General features: G+C 63.6%; 20 protein-coding genes. 10 read left to right on the top strand and 10 right to left on the bottom strand.

What is annotated here, in order from left to right:
- Positions 1-627 precede the first annotated feature (627 nt).
- Positions 628-1,299, top strand: coding sequence for a hypothetical protein (locus tag WFP36_RS05750; RefSeq protein WP_336978719.1), 672 nt, complete (start codon positions 628-630; stop codon positions 1,297-1,299).
- Between the two features lies 1 nt (position 1,300).
- Here WFP36_RS05750 and WFP36_RS05755 read toward each other — a convergent pair whose 3' ends face one another.
- Together WFP36_RS05755 and WFP36_RS05760 are read right to left on the bottom strand one after the other, a co-directional pair.
- Positions 1,301-2,371 carry a ribonucleotide-diphosphate reductase subunit beta gene (locus tag WFP36_RS05755; RefSeq protein WP_336978721.1) on the bottom strand — a complete coding sequence of 357 codons (1,071 nt, stop codon included), beginning with the start codon at positions 2,369-2,371 and terminating at the stop codon, positions 1,301-1,303.
- 138 nt (positions 2,372-2,509) lie between these two features.
- Positions 2,510-2,893 carry a PepSY domain-containing protein gene (locus WFP36_RS05760; RefSeq protein ID WP_336978723.1) on the bottom strand — a complete coding sequence of 128 codons (384 nt, stop codon included), beginning with the start codon at positions 2,891-2,893 and terminating at the stop codon, positions 2,510-2,512.
- A 236-nt stretch (positions 2,894-3,129) separates the two neighbouring features.
- Between WFP36_RS05760 and WFP36_RS05765 the strand changes: the two genes are divergently transcribed.
- On the top strand, positions 3,130-3,348 hold the full coding sequence (locus WFP36_RS05765) for a DUF2171 domain-containing protein (protein WP_336978725.1): 219 nt from the start codon (positions 3,130-3,132) through the stop codon (positions 3,346-3,348).
- 89 nt (positions 3,349-3,437) lie between these two features.
- Here WFP36_RS05765 and WFP36_RS05770 read toward each other — a convergent pair whose 3' ends face one another.
- The 3 genes from WFP36_RS05770 to WFP36_RS05780 form a co-directional block, all read right to left on the bottom strand.
- Positions 3,438-3,734, bottom strand: coding sequence for a hypothetical protein (locus WFP36_RS05770; protein ID WP_336978727.1), 297 nt, complete (start codon positions 3,732-3,734; stop codon positions 3,438-3,440).
- Between the two features lie 163 nt (positions 3,735-3,897).
- Entirely contained in the window at positions 3,898-4,188 is a 291-nt protein-coding gene (locus WFP36_RS05775; protein ID WP_336978729.1) for a hypothetical protein, read from the bottom strand.
- 131 nt (positions 4,189-4,319) lie between these two features.
- On the bottom strand, positions 4,320-6,386 hold the full coding sequence (locus WFP36_RS05780) for a ribonucleoside-diphosphate reductase subunit alpha (protein WP_336978730.1): 2,067 nt from the start codon (positions 6,384-6,386) through the stop codon (positions 4,320-4,322).
- A gap of 548 nt (positions 6,387-6,934) precedes the next feature.
- On the opposite strand from WFP36_RS05780, the gene WFP36_RS05785 reads away from it, so the two are divergent.
- Positions 6,935-7,282, top strand: a complete 348-nt coding sequence (locus WFP36_RS05785; RefSeq protein ID WP_336978732.1) for an iron chaperone — start codon at positions 6,935-6,937, stop codon at positions 7,280-7,282.
- A gap of 125 nt (positions 7,283-7,407) precedes the next feature.
- Here the strand turns inward: WFP36_RS05785 and WFP36_RS05790 are convergent, their stop codons facing one another.
- The 3 genes from WFP36_RS05790 to WFP36_RS05800 form a co-directional block, all read right to left on the bottom strand.
- Positions 7,408-7,707, bottom strand: a complete 300-nt coding sequence (locus tag WFP36_RS05790) for a GIY-YIG nuclease family protein (protein ID WP_336978734.1) — start codon at positions 7,705-7,707, stop codon at positions 7,408-7,410.
- A 71-nt stretch (positions 7,708-7,778) separates the two neighbouring features.
- Positions 7,779-9,359: an L-aspartate oxidase gene (nadB, locus tag WFP36_RS05795; RefSeq protein WP_336978735.1), complete on the bottom strand. Its 1,581-nt coding sequence runs from the start codon at positions 9,357-9,359 to the stop codon at positions 7,779-7,781.
- Entirely contained in the window at positions 9,356-10,342 is a 987-nt protein-coding gene (locus WFP36_RS05800) for an ABC transporter ATP-binding protein (protein WP_336978737.1), read from the bottom strand. Before WFP36_RS05800 ends, nadB begins: the two co-directional genes overlap by 4 nt.
- 101 nt (positions 10,343-10,443) lie before the next feature.
- Between WFP36_RS05800 and WFP36_RS05805 the strand changes: the two genes are divergently transcribed.
- The 7 genes from WFP36_RS05805 (at position 10,444) to phoA (ending at position 16,000) form a co-directional block, all read left to right on the top strand.
- Positions 10,444-10,698: a zinc-finger domain-containing protein gene (locus WFP36_RS05805; protein ID WP_336978739.1), complete on the top strand. Its 255-nt coding sequence runs from the start codon at positions 10,444-10,446 to the stop codon at positions 10,696-10,698.
- Positions 10,699-10,821: 123 nt separating this feature from the next.
- A complete protein-coding gene (locus tag WFP36_RS05810; RefSeq protein WP_336978741.1) occupies positions 10,822-11,319 on the top strand; it encodes a hypothetical protein in 498 nt (165 codons plus the stop codon).
- Positions 11,320-11,388: 69 nt separating this feature from the next.
- Positions 11,389-12,813, top strand: coding sequence for a metalloprotease TldD (tldD, locus tag WFP36_RS05815; protein ID WP_336980017.1), 1,425 nt, complete (start codon positions 11,389-11,391; stop codon positions 12,811-12,813).
- A 23-nt stretch (positions 12,814-12,836) separates the two neighbouring features.
- Positions 12,837-13,358, top strand: a complete 522-nt coding sequence (locus tag WFP36_RS05820) for a hypothetical protein (protein WP_336978742.1) — start codon at positions 12,837-12,839, stop codon at positions 13,356-13,358.
- Between the two features lie 118 nt (positions 13,359-13,476).
- Positions 13,477-13,881 (top strand): hypothetical protein, encoded by a 405-nt coding sequence (locus tag WFP36_RS05825; RefSeq protein ID WP_336978743.1) that lies wholly within the window; start codon positions 13,477-13,479, stop codon positions 13,879-13,881.
- 7 nt (positions 13,882-13,888) lie between these two features.
- The gene (locus tag WFP36_RS05830) at positions 13,889-14,443 is read left to right on the top strand and encodes a DUF924 family protein (protein WP_336978744.1); all 555 of its coding nucleotides are present in this window, start codon (positions 13,889-13,891) and stop codon (positions 14,441-14,443) included.
- A gap of 117 nt (positions 14,444-14,560) precedes the next feature.
- Positions 14,561-16,000, top strand: coding sequence for an alkaline phosphatase (gene phoA, locus WFP36_RS05835; RefSeq protein WP_336978745.1), 1,440 nt, complete (start codon positions 14,561-14,563; stop codon positions 15,998-16,000).
- A 21-nt stretch (positions 16,001-16,021) separates the two neighbouring features.
- Here phoA and WFP36_RS05840 read toward each other — a convergent pair whose 3' ends face one another.
- Positions 16,022-16,711 carry a DNA alkylation repair protein gene (locus tag WFP36_RS05840; RefSeq protein ID WP_336978746.1) on the bottom strand — a complete coding sequence of 230 codons (690 nt, stop codon included), beginning with the start codon at positions 16,709-16,711 and terminating at the stop codon, positions 16,022-16,024.
- The gene (locus WFP36_RS05845) at positions 16,708-17,157 is read right to left on the bottom strand and encodes a GNAT family N-acetyltransferase (RefSeq protein ID WP_336978748.1); all 450 of its coding nucleotides are present in this window, start codon (positions 17,155-17,157) and stop codon (positions 16,708-16,710) included. Before WFP36_RS05845 ends, WFP36_RS05840 begins: the two co-directional genes overlap by 4 nt.
- Between the last annotated feature and the right edge of the window lie 6 nt (positions 17,158-17,163).

Consider the following 17,163-nt stretch of genomic DNA (forward strand, 5'->3'; position numbering starts at 1 on the left):
CCCAAATGGTTCACATTGTCAAGGTGGCACACCAATTCGTCATCCCGGCCCTTCGTCAGGCTCAGGATAAACCTCCCGGCAGTCGCGCCGGGATCGCTGGCCGCTTGGCGCCCAGATCACAGCGGTCCCGGGTCAAGCCCGGGACGACGGGTGAGGCCGCCCTCCATCCACTGTCACCCCGGCCTTGTGCCGGGGTCCAGCTTCCTAAGAGAGAAATAGCGGGATCCCGGAACAAGTCCGGGATGACGAGATTGAAAAAAGGGAAGGCTGCGCAGTGCCGGATCAGCTTTGCATTGATGCACGCTTCAGGTATAAGAAGCGGGGCTGGGTGTGGACCCCAGCCCCTTTTGCATATTCGGAAGCTCGGGTTGACCTGCCTTTGGACGGCAGCCCGAGCTAACGAGGCTTAGCTTTAATCCAGATCGCACCTCCCCGCCACTCAGATTCATTGCGTGATCGCCAAAGCGTGCGTCATTTGCGACAGAACGATTGCGCGCCTCAATCACAATCTTTAAACTTCTAGCCAACTATCTATTATCTCATTAATAAGCTTTTATCGGCTTAATTAATTTGAGATTGGTAGTTTCTATGGCTGGAAAACGTAGTCCGCGTTACCCACGAGTCAGCTTGAGCAAGGCTGTGGGCTTAGCAAAGCGCCTTTATGAGGGCGCGCACCAAAGCAAGATAGATGCCGACACAGCCGCTAAAGTTATTGGCTATACTAGTAGCTCAAGCGGGGCAGGCGCAGGGGCGATCGGCGCGCTAAGGCAATATGGACTTGTGGACGGCCTGCGCGGCGACATTAATATTAGCGATCTCGCTATGCGCATCCTTCAGCCAATGGATGCGGAAGAGCATATCGCAGCACTTCACACAGCCGCAAATTACCCAGAAGTCTTCTCTCAGGTTCTACGACAATTCCCTGATGAGCTTCCAAAATCCGACGCCCCTATTCTGGCGTATCTTGTTCGTCATCTAGGCTTCTCACAAAGCGGGGCGAATGAGGTTGTAAGCGTTCTTCGGGAAACTTTTGACGAGCTGCCAGACTTTCCCGATGATTTAGATGAGAGTGAAGATGAGCCTCTGCCTGACGTCGAAGTCAGAGTGAAGCAACCCTCGCCAGCCGATAACTCTATCAGCTCTTATCCGAGTGGAATCGAGACTGATGAAGTTATCGCATTGCCTCTTGGCTCTGATTGCCGCGCGGAAATACGTTTCTCAGGTGAAGTTACCCGAAAGACCTATGACCACTTGATAAGGCATCTTGAGCTTCTGCGGGAAACCCTCTTCGAAGGCTAATTCACTCCGCCGCCTGCACCCCGCCCGAGGCATCCCCGAACATATCCGGCTCGCCATCGTCGGTGGCCACGTCATTCGCGCTGTCGCCGGTCTTGGCCTTGCGACGCTGGTCGAAGCTCGTCCAGACGTCGTTCCAGTTACCCTTGGTGGCGCCCTTCGAATATTCGGTGGCGCGGGTTTCGAAGAAGTTGGCGTGTTCCACGCCGTTGAGCAGCGGGGTGAGCCAGGGCAGCGGGTGATCGTCCACCATGTAGATCGCCGGGAGGCCCAGCTGGCTGAGACGCCAGTCGGCGATGTAGCGGATGTAGCGCTTGATTTCCTTCGCCGTCATGCCCGGCACCGGGCCGGCTTCGAAAGCAAGATCGATGAAGGCGTCTTCCAGGCGCACCGTCTTCTGGCACATGTCCATGATGTCGTCCTTCACGGCCTTGGTCAGGCAGCCGCGTTCCGCGCAGAAGGCGTGGAACAGCTGAGTGATGCCTTCGCAGTGCAGGCTCTCGTCGCGGATCGACCAGGTGACGATCTGGCCCATGCCCTTCATCTTGTTGAAGCGCGGGAAGTTCATCAGCATGGCGAAGCTGGCGAAGAGTTGCAGCCCTTCGGTGAAGCCGCCGAACATGGCCAGCGTGCGGGCGATATCCTCGTCGGTTTCGACGCCGAATTCCTGCAGGTAATCGTGCTTGGCCTTCATCTCCTCATATTCGAGGAACATGCCATATTCGCTCTCGGGCATGCCGATCGTGTCGAGCAGGTGGGAATAGGCGGCGATGTGCACCGTCTCCATATTGGAGAAGGCGGTGAGCATCATCTTCACCTCGGTCGGCTTGAACACGCGGCCGTATTTTTCGTGGTAGCAATCCTGCACTTCCACGTCGGCCTGAGTGAAGAAGCGGAAGATCTGGGTGAGCAGATTGCGTTCGTGATCGGACAGCTTCTGCGCCCAGTCGCGGCAGTCTTCGCCCAGGGGAACTTCTTCCGGCAGCCAATGGACCTGCTGCTGACGCTTCCAGAACTCGTAAGCCCAGGGATATTCAAAGGGCTTGTAGGTCTTGCGTGCTTCGAGCAGCGACATGTTGTGTCTCCATGGGCGTCAGTGCGAACAGCCAACATAGGGAATCATGCCTGTGATTCGAAGGCAAGGGGGAATGATTCGGCGGGGATAAAGCGAATTATCCCCGCCTCAGCCCACCTTTGCAGCAGGCGATTGAAATCACTTCCAGAACATGCCGCCCTTCAGGCCGCGGCTCGCGCGATTGCGCCACATCTGGATGTAGAGCCACAGGCCCGAGATGGCGAAGAACAGCAGCGCGAAGCCCGAGAGGATCGAGATCGCAGTGCCGATTGCGCCGAAGCTCTCGCCCGAATGGAGGTGGTGCATCAGGCCGACCAGCCCGCGCATTCCCGAAGGTTCGACTGCGGGCATGCAGCGCCAGCCTTCGGGACAAGTGAAGCCTTCCGGCGTGGCGGGCAGGGCCGCCGGGCCTTCCGCGCCGCTGGGCCAGAGGACGAAGACCTGGCTGAGAATGCCGGTGGCGGCGATCCAGACCATGAAGATCCCGAAGAAGATCGAGATCCAGCGATGCCATTTGCGCATGGGATATGCCTTTATGTGCGTTTCGTTCCGGAAACGCGGATCTAGCCCAAGCCGCATTCCATATTGCTAATATACGGCGCGCCCGATCCGGAACCAAGCCGCGAAATGTCGCATCCTGTAACGGCCCGGCCCGGATTGGTGCATGACCTGCGACAAGCGGGGGAACGGGGCCGCGCGCATGTCCGTTCATGGGGCAACAGGGCCGAACCGGGGGCTGCAACGATAAGGAGCAAGCCATGTTCGAGAAGCTCAGGATCAAGGAACATATGGAAGTGGCCAATGCCAGCGGCCAGCACATCGGCACCGTGGATTCGGTGGAGGACGAGCGGATCAAGCTGACCCGCAGCGATAGCGGCGATGGCCAGCATCACTTCCTGCTGCTGGATGACGTGGCGCGGATCGACGACAACCGCATCTACCTCAAGCCCGAGGCGCACATTTCCCCGCAGGCATAGGTCAGGCGATAGCCGTTCCGCCTCTGCCCGCGGAACGGTGGGGGGAAGGCCCGGCTCCTGCAAAGGGGGCCGGGCCTTTCCTGTGCGGGTCAGTCGCGGTCGCGCCGGCGCGAACCGAAGAACGATCCCCCGCCCAGCACGGTGATGCCCACGAAGAAGCCGAAATCGTACCAGCCGCCGCTATTGGGCACGGCATAGACGGCGATCTCATCCGAAAAGAGCGAGCCGATCCACGCCCAGGGGAAGATGAAGCCATGCCACAGCCCCCACCAGAAGCCGGGTACATCGGCGCCATGGCTCACTGCCTCGGGCACCTGCCGCGCGCAGGCGGTGAGGAGGAGGATGGCAAGCGCCAGTGCGGCGGGCCGAACAACCTGTTTCGTCATCGTAATGCTCCTGCTTCCAGAACTTGCCGGAACGTCGCCCTGCTTGCGCGTTATAGTTCGTCATTGCGAGCGCAGCGAAGCAATCCAGGGCGTAACGCATTGCGCTCTGGATTGCTTCGGGCCGCTGGCCCTCGCAATGACGATGCGGCCAAACAATCTCGTTTCAAGCGCCAGAGGCCCGCGCATCCACCATCTCCACCGCTTCCTCCGTCATCGCCCAGCTCCAGATCGCGACGCTGGCGATGGCCCCGAAGGCGAAGCCCGCCAGCATCACCATCACAAGTCCGCGCGGCGGCGGGATGCGCCGGCGGCCCAGCACCGGGCCGGGCTCGATAATGTCGCTGTGGCGGAACAGGCGCGCCACGGCGCGCGCATTGATCATCAGCCACACGCCGGTGCCCGCAGTGAGCACGATGGCGAGGGCCAGCAGGATCTGGGGAACGTAAAGGGGCATTTCGGGCACTCCTCGGGATCGTCGAATCCCCCCGGTGCCCATGCCTCGATATGTGAAACGGGCGGGCGGCGCGGATGGTTCCGCAGCGCCGCCCGCCCTCTATTCGTTTCGCCGCGTCTAACGGCAGATTCTTACTGGCAGGCGAGACATTCCTCGTAATCGGTCTGGCCGCCGGCGCTGAGTTCGATCTTCGGCGCGTCGGCAGTGTTGTCCGCCTCCACCCCGCCGGCGAAGCCCGCGCGCTGCACGCTCTTGGAGCGCAGGTAATAGAGCGACTTGATGCCCTTCTCCCATGCCTGGAAGTGCAGCATCAGCAGGTCCCACTTGTCGACATCGGCCGGGATGAACAGATTGAGGCTCTGCGCCTGATCGATGAAGGGCGCACGGTCGGCCGCGAATTCCAGCAGCCAGCGCTGGTCGATCTCGAAGCTGGTCTTGTAGACGGCCTTTTCCTCCGGCGAGAGGAAGTCGAGATGCTGGACCGAGCCGCCGCGTTCCAGGATCGTGTTCCACACATTGGTGGAATCCTTGGACTTCGCCTGCAGCAGCTTTTCCAGATAGGGGTTCTTCACCACGAAGCTGCCCGACAGGGTCTTGTGCGTGTAGATATTCGCCGGGATCGGTTCGATGCAGGCGCTGGTGCCGCCGCAGATGATGCTGATCGACGCGGTGGGCGCGATTGCCATCTTGCAGCTGAAGCGTTCCATCACGCCCTGATCAGCCGCGTCCGGGCAAGCGCCGCGTTCTTCGGCCAGCAGCATCGAGGCCTCGTTGGCCTTGGCGCTGATATGCTTGAACATCTTGAGGTTCCACGCCTTCGCCATCGCGCTTTCCATCGCGATGCCCTTCATCTGGAGGAAGGAGTGGAAGCCCATCACGCCCAGGCCGACAGACCGTTCACGCTCGGCGGAATATTTGGCGCGGGCCATCTCGCTGGGCGCGCGGTCGATATAGTCCTGCAGCACGTTGTCGAGGAAGCGCATCACGTCTTCCACGAAGCGCTTGTCGGTGTTCCACTGGTCCCAGGTCTCGAGATTGAGCGAGGAGAGGCAGCACACCGCCGTACGATCGTTGCCGAGGTGGTCCTTGCCAGTGGGCAGGGTGATTTCCGAACACAGGTTGGAGGTGGAAACCTTCAACCCCAGGTCGCGGTGATGCTTGGGCATCATCCGGTTCACCGTATCGGAGAAGACGATATAGGGCTCACCCGTGGCGAGGCGGGTTTCGACCAGCTTCTGGAACAGGCTGCGCGCATCGACCTTGCCGCGCACGGAACCGTCCTTCGGGCTCTTCAGCTCGAATTCCTTGCCGTCCCGCACGGCTTCCATGAAGTCGTCGGTCAGCAGCACGCCGTGGTGCAGGTTCAGCGCCTTGCGGTTGAAGTCCCCCGAGGGTTTGCGGATTTCTAGGAATTCCTCGATTTCCGGGTGCGACACGTCGAGATAGCAGGCCGCCGAGCCGCGACGCAGCGAACCCTGCGAAATGGCCAGCGTCAGACTGTCCATCACGCGCACGAAGGGGATGATGCCGCTGGTCTTGCCGTTGAGGCCCACCGGCTCGCCAATGCCGCGCACCGCACCCCAATAGGTGCCGATGCCGCCGCCGCGCGAGGCGAGCCAGACGTTTTCGTTCCAGGTGCCGACAATGCCTTCGAGGCTGTCCGACACGGAATTGAGATAGCAGCTGATCGGCAAGCCGCGATTGGTGCCGCCGTTCGACAACACGGGCGTCGCCGGCATGAACCACAGGCGCGAGATGTAATCGTACAGGCGCTGGGCGTGATCGGCATCGTCCGCATAGGCATCGGCCACGCGGGCGAACAGGTCCTGGAAATCCTCGCCGGGCAGCAGATAGCGGTCGGTCAGGGTTTCCTTGCCGAAATCGGTCAGCAGCGCATCGCGGCTGGTATCGGTCACCACATCGAAGCGGCGCGGGCGCACGGACTTGGAATCGTCCTTGGGCGCAGCGGCACTCTGGGCGGCAGCCGTCATCGCCTGCGCAAGCGCATCGGCGGCGGCCGTTTCCACCAAAGTCTCGGTGGCTGTATCCTTGCTGTCCATCGTCATTGCCGGGCCATCTGTCTTGCCTTGGTTCTTTCCAGCCTTGGTTTCCTGCTGCGCGCCATCGGCATCCTTGCCGGCCAGCGCGTCCACATCGTCGAGCCCCATCGCAGCTCCGTCCCCAGTCCTGAAATCCATGTACGAGCCCCCGATCTGATCATCCCGGGCATCGGTTTCAATGCCCGTGTTCCGCATTCGTTCGAATCGGCAGCCAAGCGATCAGACTACCAATTCGAGGCCCCGGACAGGGAAAAACTTTTCCCCCGCCTGTCCCCAGCCGAATGGCCGGCGGGCTTCCCTGACCGACCCGATCCGCATTTCTCGGGGGCGATTCGCCTCCCGCTACGGAAACTAGGTCTTGTGGGTACCCCCCGCTGTTCGACCTAGGCATAGTGCTTTTACCGGGAATCAGGCGCAAGGCCTTAAATGGGGGATTCACTATATATGACGCAGTCAAGACTCGGTGTCCTAGCCAGGCAATACAGCGCGACGCGCGGTCAAAGCTGGGCTGGCGAGAGGCGCAAGAGTCAAAATGAATCCGGGCAAAAATTTTGCTGTGAAGTTTTCTCTTTCGGGGCTTTGAATCAATCGAATCGGAGCTGGAAATTTTGCTGCGCAGGAAAGCGCGGAAATGCCCTGTTTCGAAGCCAGGGCCATTCTCGAAGCCGGGGGGAAGAACCGCAGCCATGACCGCACCCGATCCGCATGCCGACTATCTCGCCCGCCAGCCGCAAGAGATTCGCGCCCTTCTGGAAGCGATCCGCGCGGAGGCCGAACGGCGCGTGCCGGATGCGCAGCGCTGCATCGCCTATCAGATGCCCGCCCTGCGCAAGGGGCGAGTGTTCTTCTATTTCGCGGCCTTCCGGAAGCACCTGGGCATCTATCCCCCGGTGCACGAACCCGCCGCCCTGGTGGAGGAACTGGCCCCATGGCGCGGGCCCAAGGGCAACCTCGCCTTCCCGCTGAAAGACCCGCTGCCGCTGGAGCTGATCGGCCGCGTGGCCGAGGCGCTGGCGGGGCAGTATGGGAAGTAAGGAAACGGCGGCGCGTGGCCTTCGACAGGCTCAGGCTGGGCGGTCGTTGTATTTTGCCGCTCTACACATAAGCCGATCACACCACATCCGCTCAGCCTGAGCCTGTCGGAGGCCACGCGCCCACATCACCCGACAGTCCGCGAACCCTGCCGACTAACCGAAAGCCGGGAAACCAACTCCCAATCCCCTGCAATGAGGGCTTCCTTCTTCGCCCTGCTCCAGCCCTTGATCCGGTGCTCTGCCGCGAAGGCACCGTCCCGGCTGGGGAAGCTGTCGGACCAGACGAGTTCGACCGGCAATCTCTTCGCCGTATAACCGCCCAGCGCACCGGTCTGGTGCTGGGTCATACGCAGGTCGAGGTCATCCGTGTGGCCGGCATAATAGCTGCCGTCGTTGCAGCGCAGGAGATATGCGTAGAACGCCATCCACTGGGGCTAACGGTTTCCCGTGGCCTTCGACAAGCTCAGGCTGGGCGGATGTGGAGCGAACTGGCTGCCTAAGGCACCAGCACCGTATCCAGCGCCTCCGGCAGCATGCCCGGATAATCCAGCGTGTAGTGCAGCCCCCGGCTCTCGTGGCGCTTCAAGGCGCTGCGCACGATCAGGTCGGCGCATTGCAGCAGGTTGCGCAGCTCGATGAGGTCCGTGGTCACGCGGAAGTGGCCGTAATAATCCTCGATTTCCTCGTAGAGCAGCTTGATGCGGTGCTGCGCGCGTTCCAGCCTCTTGGTGGTGCGCACGATGCCGACATAGTTCCACATGAACCGCCGGATCTCGGTCCAGTTCTGCTTGATGATCACGGCCTCGTCCGAATCCGTCACGCGGCTTTCGTCCCACGGGCGGACCTGGGGCGGGGCGTCGAAACTGTCCCAGCGGGCGAGAATGTCCTTGGCCGCCGCCTCGCCGAACACGAAGCATTCCAGCAGGCTGTTGGAGGCGAGGCGGTTCGCCCCGTGCAGCCCGCTTTCGCTGCATTCGCCCGCGGCATAGAGGCCGGGCAGGTCCGTGCGGCCCTGAAGGTCCGTCAGGATGCCGCCGCAGGTATAATGCTGCGCGGGCACCACCGGGATCGGCTCCTTCGTCATGTCGATGCCGAGGCCCAGCAGCTTTTCGTGGATGTTCGGGAAATGCTCCCGCACGAATTCGGGCGGCTGGTGGCTGATGTCGAGATGGACGTAATCCAGCCCGAAGCGCTTGATCTCGGAATCGATCGCACGGGCGACCACGTCGCGCGGGGCCAGTTCCAGCCGCTCGGGATCGTAATATTCCATGAAGCGCTTGCCGGTGCGCGGATTGATCAGCCGCCCGCCTTCACCTCGCACTGCCTCGGTAATGAGGAAGTTCTTGACCTCCAGATTGTAGAGGCAGGTCGGGTGGAACTGCATCATCTCCATGTTGGAGACGCGGGCCCCCGCGCGCCAGGCCATGGCGATGCCGTCGCCCGTGGCGCCGCGCGGCGCGGTGGAGAACTGATAGACGCGCCCCGCCCCGCCCGAGGCCATGATGGTCGCCCGCGCCGTGTAGGCTTCCACCCGGTCGGTCTCGGTATTGAGCGCATAGACGCCCCACACCCGGCCCGACCCGGAATAGCGCAGCTCGTTCTTGCCGGTGATCAGTTCGATACAGCTGCGATTGGGCAGCAGAGTGATGTTGGGATGTTCCTCCGCCGCCTTGAGCAGAGCCATCTGCACGGCCCAGCCGGTGGCATCGGCCACATGCACGATCCGGCGATGCGAATGGCCGCCCTCGCGCGTGAGGTGCAGATTGGCCCCTTCGGTGTTGAACGGCACGCCCAGCTCGATCAGCCGGTCGATCGCATGAGGCGCGCTTTCGATCACGAATTCCACCGTCTCGCGCCGGTTGAGCCCGGCCCCGGCGATCATCGTGTCGCGGATATGCTCCTCGAACGTGTCCCCGGCATCGAGCACGGCAGCGATCCCGCCCTGCGCCCAGGCAGTGGAGCCCGAATTGAGCGCGCCCTTGGCCAGCACCAGCACCTTGCAGCGCTCGGCCAGCGTCAGCGCCGCGGTAAGCCCCGCCGCGCCGGAGCCGATGATGAGGACATCCGCCTTGCTCATGCAGCTTCCCGCGAGCTGGTCAGCTGGACGAACACATCCTCAAGGTCCGGTTCCTGCGTGGAGACGTCCACGATGACGAAGCCCTGCGCCTGCACCTGGCCGAGCACTTCGCCGGCAGTGACGCGATCCTTGTCATAGGCGATCTCGATCTCCCGCTCCCCGGTCTTGCGGCATTTGACGAAGGCCGGGTGGCTGGGCAGATCGCCAATGTCGCGATCCAGCGTGAGCAGCAGGATCTTTTCCCGCGTCATTTCCACCAGCTCGCGCGTGGGGCGGTTGGCGATCAGCTGGCCGTGATTGATGATCGCGATCCGGTCGCACAGTTCCTCGGCTTCCTCGAGGTAATGCGTGGTCAGCACCACGGTGACGCCCTGATGGTTCAACTCGCTGACCAGTTCCCACAGCTGGCGGCGCAGTTCCACGTCCACGCCCGCGGTCGGCTCGTCCAGCACGAGGATCGGCGGGGAATGGACCATGGCCTTGGCGATCAGCAGGCGCCGCTTCATCCCGCCCGAGAGCGAGCGGGAATAGGCATTGCGCTTGTCCGCCAGATGGACGGCCTTGAGCAATTCTTCCGAACGGCGCAGCGCCTTGGGCACGCCCCACAGCCCGCCCTGATTCTCCAGCACCTCGAACGGAGTGAAGAAGGGATCGAAGACGATTTCCTGCGGGACGATGCCGATGGAAGCCTTGGCGTTGCGGCTGTCGCGATCGATATCGTGGCCCCAGATCTCCACCGTGCCGCTGGTCTTCATCACCAGCCCGGCCATGATGTTGATGAGAGTGGATTTGCCCGCGCCATTGGGGCCGAGCAGGCCGAATATCTGGCCCTGCGGCACATCGAAGCTGACCCCGCCCAGGGCGAGCTTGCCTTCTGCACCCCGCCCGGCCCCGTTCTGCCCTGCTCTGCCGCCCTTGCCCTTCACCGGGGCATAGCGTTTGACGAGGTCCCGAATTGCGATTGCAACGCTGCTGTCACTCATGGCCTGCTCCTTGGGCCACCCACGCGCGCGCGTAAAGGGCAAGCTGTGACAGATGCGCTACCGTCTTGCAGATCGTGCGGGCTGGGGTTAGGGGCGAATCCATGCTTCCGCCCCCTGAAACCACTATCGTCGAAACCACCCGCGTGTCGTGTGACGGCTCGGGCGGGATTCGTGGCGGCGCCAGCTATCGCGCTGCCGCCCTTGGCCATCCGCGCGTGTTCCTTGAAATCGACGAGCATGGCTATGTCGATTGCGGCTATTGCGACCACCGCTTCATCCTGAAGGGCGGCCCGGCCGACGGCGCGGACCAGTCGCAACTGCCGGATATCGCTTCGGGCGCGAGCCCGCAGGGCTGAGGGGAAGTTCCCTTCCCCGTTCGTCCTTCGACAGGCTCAGGACGAACGGATTTGGGTGAAAGGGATGTAGGGTAGCGGCAGTTCCGCTTTCCTACATCGCCGAAATCTGCCTTAAACTCGCGGATGAAGTCCTATCCGCCTCGCCGCCCGGCGCGCCATGCGCGTGTTCCCGCCTTTTCGCCCGTTCCGCTGCGCGCCCGCGCCGATGGGTGGACACCCCGGCGGCAGGCTGCCTTCCTCGCCCATCTGGCCATCACCCGCTCCGTCCGCGAAGCCGCGCGCCGGGTCGGCATGGCGCGCGAAACCGCCTATCGCCTGCGGATGAAACCGGGCGCGGAAAGCTTCGCGGCCGCGTGGGACAAGGTGCTCGGACGCGCGCCGGTACAGGGCGAGAGCGGGCAGAAACGGAAGGTCACACTGCAGGAACGCGGGCAGCGCGCTCTGTTCGGCCTGCTCAAGCCCGTCACTTATGGCGGGCAGCATGTCGGCACCATGCGAAAGGCGGACAATTCCGCGCTTCTTTCCTATCTCGCCCAGCTTGACCGCGCAGGGCAGCAAAGCGGACCGCCGCCCGGAAGGTCACAGGTTTTCGCCCCGCGTTCTGTGTCACCTTTGCGCTGAGCCGAGAATATGCAGCAGAGGCCCGAACCCGCCCTTTCGCCCGCCGCCGGGCGGGCTTATATCCCCGGCATGACTTTCACCGATCCGCGCGGCCATCTCTATGCAGACGGCAAGCTTTCGCCCGAAGAAGCCCAGGCCCTCGCCCGCAAGACGCTGGCGCAATGCGACGATGGGGAACTGTTCCTCCAGTTCGTGGCATCGGAGAGCTTCGCCTTTGACGACGGCCGGCTGAAGACCGCCGATTATTCGCGCGATTCGGGCTTCGGCTTGCGCGGTGTTTCGGGCGAGATGACCGGCTTTGCCCATGCCAATGACATTTCCGCCGCTGCCATCGCGCGGGCGGGCGAGACGCTGAAGCTGCTCGATCCGGCCACCGGCAGCCCCGCCGCGCCGCCGCGCCTCAACAATCGGCATCTCTATACCGATGTCAGCCCGCTCGATCTGGTGCCCTTTGCCGAAAAGGTGGCCCTGCTGGAAAAGATCGACGCCGCCGCCCGCGCCCGCGATCCGCGCGTGGCGCAGGTCACCGCCAGCCTCTCGGGCAGCTGGTCGGTGGTAGAGATCGTGCGCGCCGACGGCTTCGTCGCCACCGATGTGCGCCCGCTGGTGCGGCTCAACGTCTCCATCGTGGCGGAAGCGAACGGCAGGCGCGAAACCGGCAGCTACGGCATCGGCGGGCGGCATTTGTATGACCGGCTGTTCGTGGAAAGCGCCTGGAACGAGGCGATCGACCATGCGCTGGGTCAGGCTCTGGTGAACCTCGACAGCGTCGCGGCGCCTGCTGGCGAAATGACCGTGCTGCTCGGCCCCGGCTGGCCCGGCGTGCTGCTGCACGAGGCTATCGGCCATGGGCTGGAAGGCGATTTCAACCGCAAGGGCACCAGCGCCTTCACTGGCCGGATCGGCGAGCGTGTGGCCGCACCGGGCGTGACCGTGGTGGACGATGGCTCGATCCATGATCGGCGCGGTTCGCTCTCCATCGACGATGAGGGCACCCCCACCGGCGAGACGGTGCTGATCGAGGACGGCATCCTCAAAGGCTATATGCAGGACCGGCTCAACGCCCGGCTGATGGGCATGGAGCCCACCGGCAATGGCCGCCGCGAAAGCTATCAGCACGCGCCCCTGCCGCGCATGACCAATACTTTCATGAAGGCCGGCAACGACAATCCGGAAGAACTGCTCTCCCGCATGAAGAGCGGCATCTTCGCCAAGAGCTTCGGCGGCGGGCAGGTGGACATCGTTTCGGGCAAATTCGTGTTCAGCTGCACCGAGGCCTATCTGGTGGAGAACGGCAAGCTCGGCGCGCCGATCAAGGGCGCCACGCTGATCGGCGACGGGCCGACCGTGCTGACCCGCGTGACCGGCATCGGTAACGATCTGGAACTCGATCCCGGCATCGGCATGTGCGGCAAGGGCGGACAGGGCGTGCCTGCGGGCGTGGGCCAGCCGACCCTGCTGATCGACCGGCTGACGGTGGGCGGCACGGCCTGAACGACCGTCAAGGGGGCAATCGGATGAAGATTTTCGCGAAGGGCGCCTGCCTGCTCATCGCCGCGCTGGCCCTGCCCGCGCCCGGCCTTGCAGAAGACAGGGGTGTGGAAGACAGGGACATCGCCGCCTTCCTTGCCGGCCGCTGGGGCGATGCCGGATCGGACTGGCAGGACCTGCCCGAGGATTTCATCTACGCTCCCTGCCGCAGCGGCCACCCCCGCGCGGATTCCGCCTATGTCTTTTCCGGCGACCTTGCCCATCTGGAAGTGCAATCCAACGGATCGCAGGATGCCGAGACGCGCCGGGAACCGGTGATCTCCTCCGTCTCGCTCGGCGCGCCGGTCGATCCCGCTACGGTTCCGGGCTTCGAGGATGCATCCTATGTCGTGCCGATCCTGTTCGAACGGCGCGGGCTGTTCGCGGAGAAGGAATTCTTCGGCGGCATGATCGCCATCATGGGGGAAGACAGGATTGCCCTGATCCGCGCAGCGGACACTTCCGAAACAGGCGACATTTCCTATCTGCTCCGCTGTAATGGCCGCTAGAAACGCTATATGATTACTGGGGTTTTGGCCCAGTGAGTCCGTCTTTCGGGCAGGAACCCGCTGTCAGGATGCATTAAGCCTGCCGGTGATAAGGTCCCGCCATCTTACGGAGACTTATATGCGCAAGATCATGACTGCTCTCGCCATCTCTGCCCTCGCCCTTACCGGCGGTGTCGCCAGCGCCAAGCAGACTGCTGCGGAAAAGGGCGAAGCCCAGCTGCAGAAGCTGATCGAAGGCCGTACTGCCGGCGAGCCGAAGAGCTGCATCAACACCATGCGCCGCGACGGCATGCGGATCATCGACCGCACCGCCATCGTCTATGAAGCGGGCGACACGGTGTGGGTCGCACGCCCGACCGATCCGAAGCAGCTGCGCCGTACCGACATTCTGGTGATCGACCGGGTGAACGGCAGCCAGCTGTGCACGAACGATACGATGTACACGATGGACCAGACCTCCGGCATGTATAGCGGGGCCGTGTTCCTCAAGGACTTCGTGCCCTACACCAAGCCGAAGAACTGATCCGCGCATGGCCGCCGCCCCGCGCCGCTGGGCGGCGGAATTGCTGCATTTCTGGTTCCACACTCTCGGCCCGCGCGACTGGTTCGGCGGCGGGCCCGAGGTGGACGAACAGCTGCGCAGGCGCTTCGAACCCGAACTGCTGGCGCTCTTCACTCAGAGCGCCGACCGTTTCCTGACCGATCCGCTCACTGCCCGCGCGGCCGTGCTGCTGTTCGACCAGCTGCCGCGCAATCTCTATCGCGGAACCGCCGAAGCCTTCGCCTTCGATCCTCTGGCGCGCGGCATCGCCAAGGAAGCCATCGCGCGCGGGTGGGACAGGGGCCTGACCCGGCCGGAACGCCAGTTCCTCGGCCTGCCGCTGATGCATAGCGAGCACAAGGCGGACCAGTTCGCCTCGCTCGCCTATTACACTGCGCTGGACAATGCCTTCATCCTCGCCTTCGCCCGCGCCCATTACCGCATGGTCGCCCGCTTCGGCCGCTTCCCGCATCGCAACGAGGTGCTGGGCCGGAAGAGCACCCCGGCAGAAATCGCGGCGATTGCGGCGGGCAATCATTGGTGAACCTCCTGAATCCGCGCTTGTGACACCAAGGTGTCACAGAGCCGGGCCAAGGCGAGCGCAGGTTTCCATCCCGAGGGGCGGAGATTTTCCAAGGCAATCAGGCGCTCGAGGCTCCCCATGAAATATCCCGTTTTCGCGATCGCGCTGCTGTTCGGCGCGGCCATGCCGCAGGCTCTGTTCGCCCAGAGCGCACCGCAGGACCTTTCCGCCATGCCGCGCGCTGCCTCGGCCGATCCCAGCCTTCCCGATGGCGCCCGCAGGATCGAGGGCGATCTGAGCGCCGCCTATGCCGCGATGGCTTCCGCCGACGCGCAAAAGCCGGTGCGCAATGTGATCCTGCTGATCGGCGACGGGATGGGCGATTCCGAAATCACCATCGCCCGCAATTATGCCGAAGGGGCGGGCGGCTATTTCAAGGGCCTGGATGCCCTGCCGGTGAGCGGGCAATACACGCATTACTCGCTCGACAAGACAACCGGTAAACCGAACTACGTCACCGATTCCGCAGCCTCCGCCACGGCCTTCTCCAGCGGGGTGAAGAGCTATAACGGCGCCATCGGCGTCGACATTCGCGGGCAGGCCCATCCCAGCCTGCTGACCCTGGCGCGCGCCGCCGGGCTGGCCACGGGCGACGTTTCCACTGCCGAAATCCAGGACGCCACTCCCGCCGCGCAGATTGCCCATGTGGCCGATCGCGACTGCAAGGGGCCCAAGGAAACGCTGGCGACCTGCCCCGCCGATGCGCTGGAAAATGGCGGACGCGGCTCCATTGCCGAACAATTGCTGGATACCCGCCCCGACGTGGCACTGGGCGGCGGCGCCAAATATTTCCGCCAGCCGGCCAATGCGGGCAAGTGGAAGGGCAAGAGCCTGCTGGATCAGGCAGCGGAGCGCGGCTTCACGCTCGTGACCGATGCGGCGCAGCTTGCAGCCGTTACTTCCGCCGATCAGAAGAAGCCGCTGCTCGGCCTCTTCGCGGAAGGCAATATGCCGGTGCGCTGGAAGGGCCCGCGTGCCAGCTATCACGGCAATATCGATCTGCCGCCGGTGACCTGCGAGGCAAATGCGGACCGCCCGGCCAGCCAGCCCACGCTTGCCGCCATGACGCGCAAGGCCATCGACCTGCTCTCGCCGGCCCCCAAGGGCTTCTTCCTGCAGGTGGAAGGCGCCTCGATCGACAAGGAATCGCACGGTGCCAATCCCTGCGGCCAGATCGGTGAGACTGTCGACCTCGACGAAGCAGTGCAGGTGGCGCTGGAATTCGCCCGCAAGGACGGCAACACGCTGGTGATCGTCACGGCCGACCATGCCCATTCCGGCCAGATCATCTATGCCGACGAAAAGGCCCCCGGCCTGACTCAGGCACTGATGACGAAGGACGGCGCAGTGATGACAGTAAGCTACGGCAATAGCGAGGACGGCTCGATGGGCCACACCGGCACGCAATTGCGCGTCGCCGCCTATGGCCCGCGTTCCTTCAACGTCACGGGCCTGCTCGACCAGACCGACATCTTCTACATCATGCGCGACGCGCTGGGGCTGACCTCGGCGAAGTGATCGCTCGAAAGCGGGGGCGGCTCAGGCAATATGCTTGAGCGCCTCCCGCCTGGAGAGCGGGCTCAGCTCGCTCTCATGCGCGGCGACATAGCGGGCCACTTCGGCCGGGTCGGTGCGGGCATATTGCCGCAGCGCCCAGCCGATGGCCTTGCGCAGGAAGAACTCCTTGGAGCGGATCGACGGGGCAATGGCCGCGTAAAGCAGCTTGAGATCCGTCTCGCGCTTGGCGAGCAGCTGGCAAAGGATCGCGCTACGCCGCTTCCACATATCCTCGCCCTGCGCCCAGTCGAGCATCATGCGCTTCATCGCCGCGGGCTCTGCCTTGAGGATGGCGAACAGGTGCTGGCTGGCGATCCAGTCGACATAATCCCACCAGGCACCGGTAAGGATCAGTTCCTCATACATCGCCAGCGCATCCATGCGCTGGAACGAACGGGCCGAACGGATGCTCGCCAGTTCGATGGCGCAATAGCGCTCTTCCCGGAACTCCGCCCCGCGCCAGATCGCCAGCACCTCGGCCTGCCATTCGGCGGCTGAGGCGAATTCCAGCCCTTTGAACAGATCGCGGCACAGCACCCGCCGCGCAGGCGTGCTGACGCCAAGATAGGGCATGGCGCTTTTCATATAGGCCTGCATTCCCGGTGCCCGGGCGGGATCGGCCACGCCTTCCAGTGCGGAGCGTATCCGCCGGGCGAGCGCGCTGGAGGTCAATGGCCCGCCTGGGAATTGAGCGAAAAGCGCAGGCTGGTCGCCTCGTAGCCTTCCCGCTCGTAGAACCGGTGGGCGTCCTTGCGCTTATTATTGCTGGTGACTTCGATCATGGCGCAGCCGCGCGCCTCGAGCGCCGTCTCGCCCGCGCGCAGCAGCGCCGCGCCGATCCCCCGGCCGCGCAGGCCTTCTTCCACCACCAGCATGGAAATACGCCCCACGGGCCTTGCGCGGTGGAGCACCGGCATGACCGAGGTTGTGACGCAACCGACAACACGCCCGTCCAGTTCGGCCACCAGTGCATCCATGCGGGCCGCCTCGATCAGTGGCAGGCGCGCGGCGATATCGGCCGCGCTGCTTCCCGGATGGCCCAGCTGGTCGACCAGCACGGCAATCGCCGCGGCATCGTCCTGCCGGGCAGGGCGGATCAGGAGGCCCGATGCGCCCATGCGCGG

Origin of the sequence: Fulverythrobacter fulvus, from assembly GCF_037154085.1 — a bacterium.
Lineage (GTDB): Bacteria > Pseudomonadota > Alphaproteobacteria > Sphingomonadales > Sphingomonadaceae > Andeanibacterium > Andeanibacterium fulvum.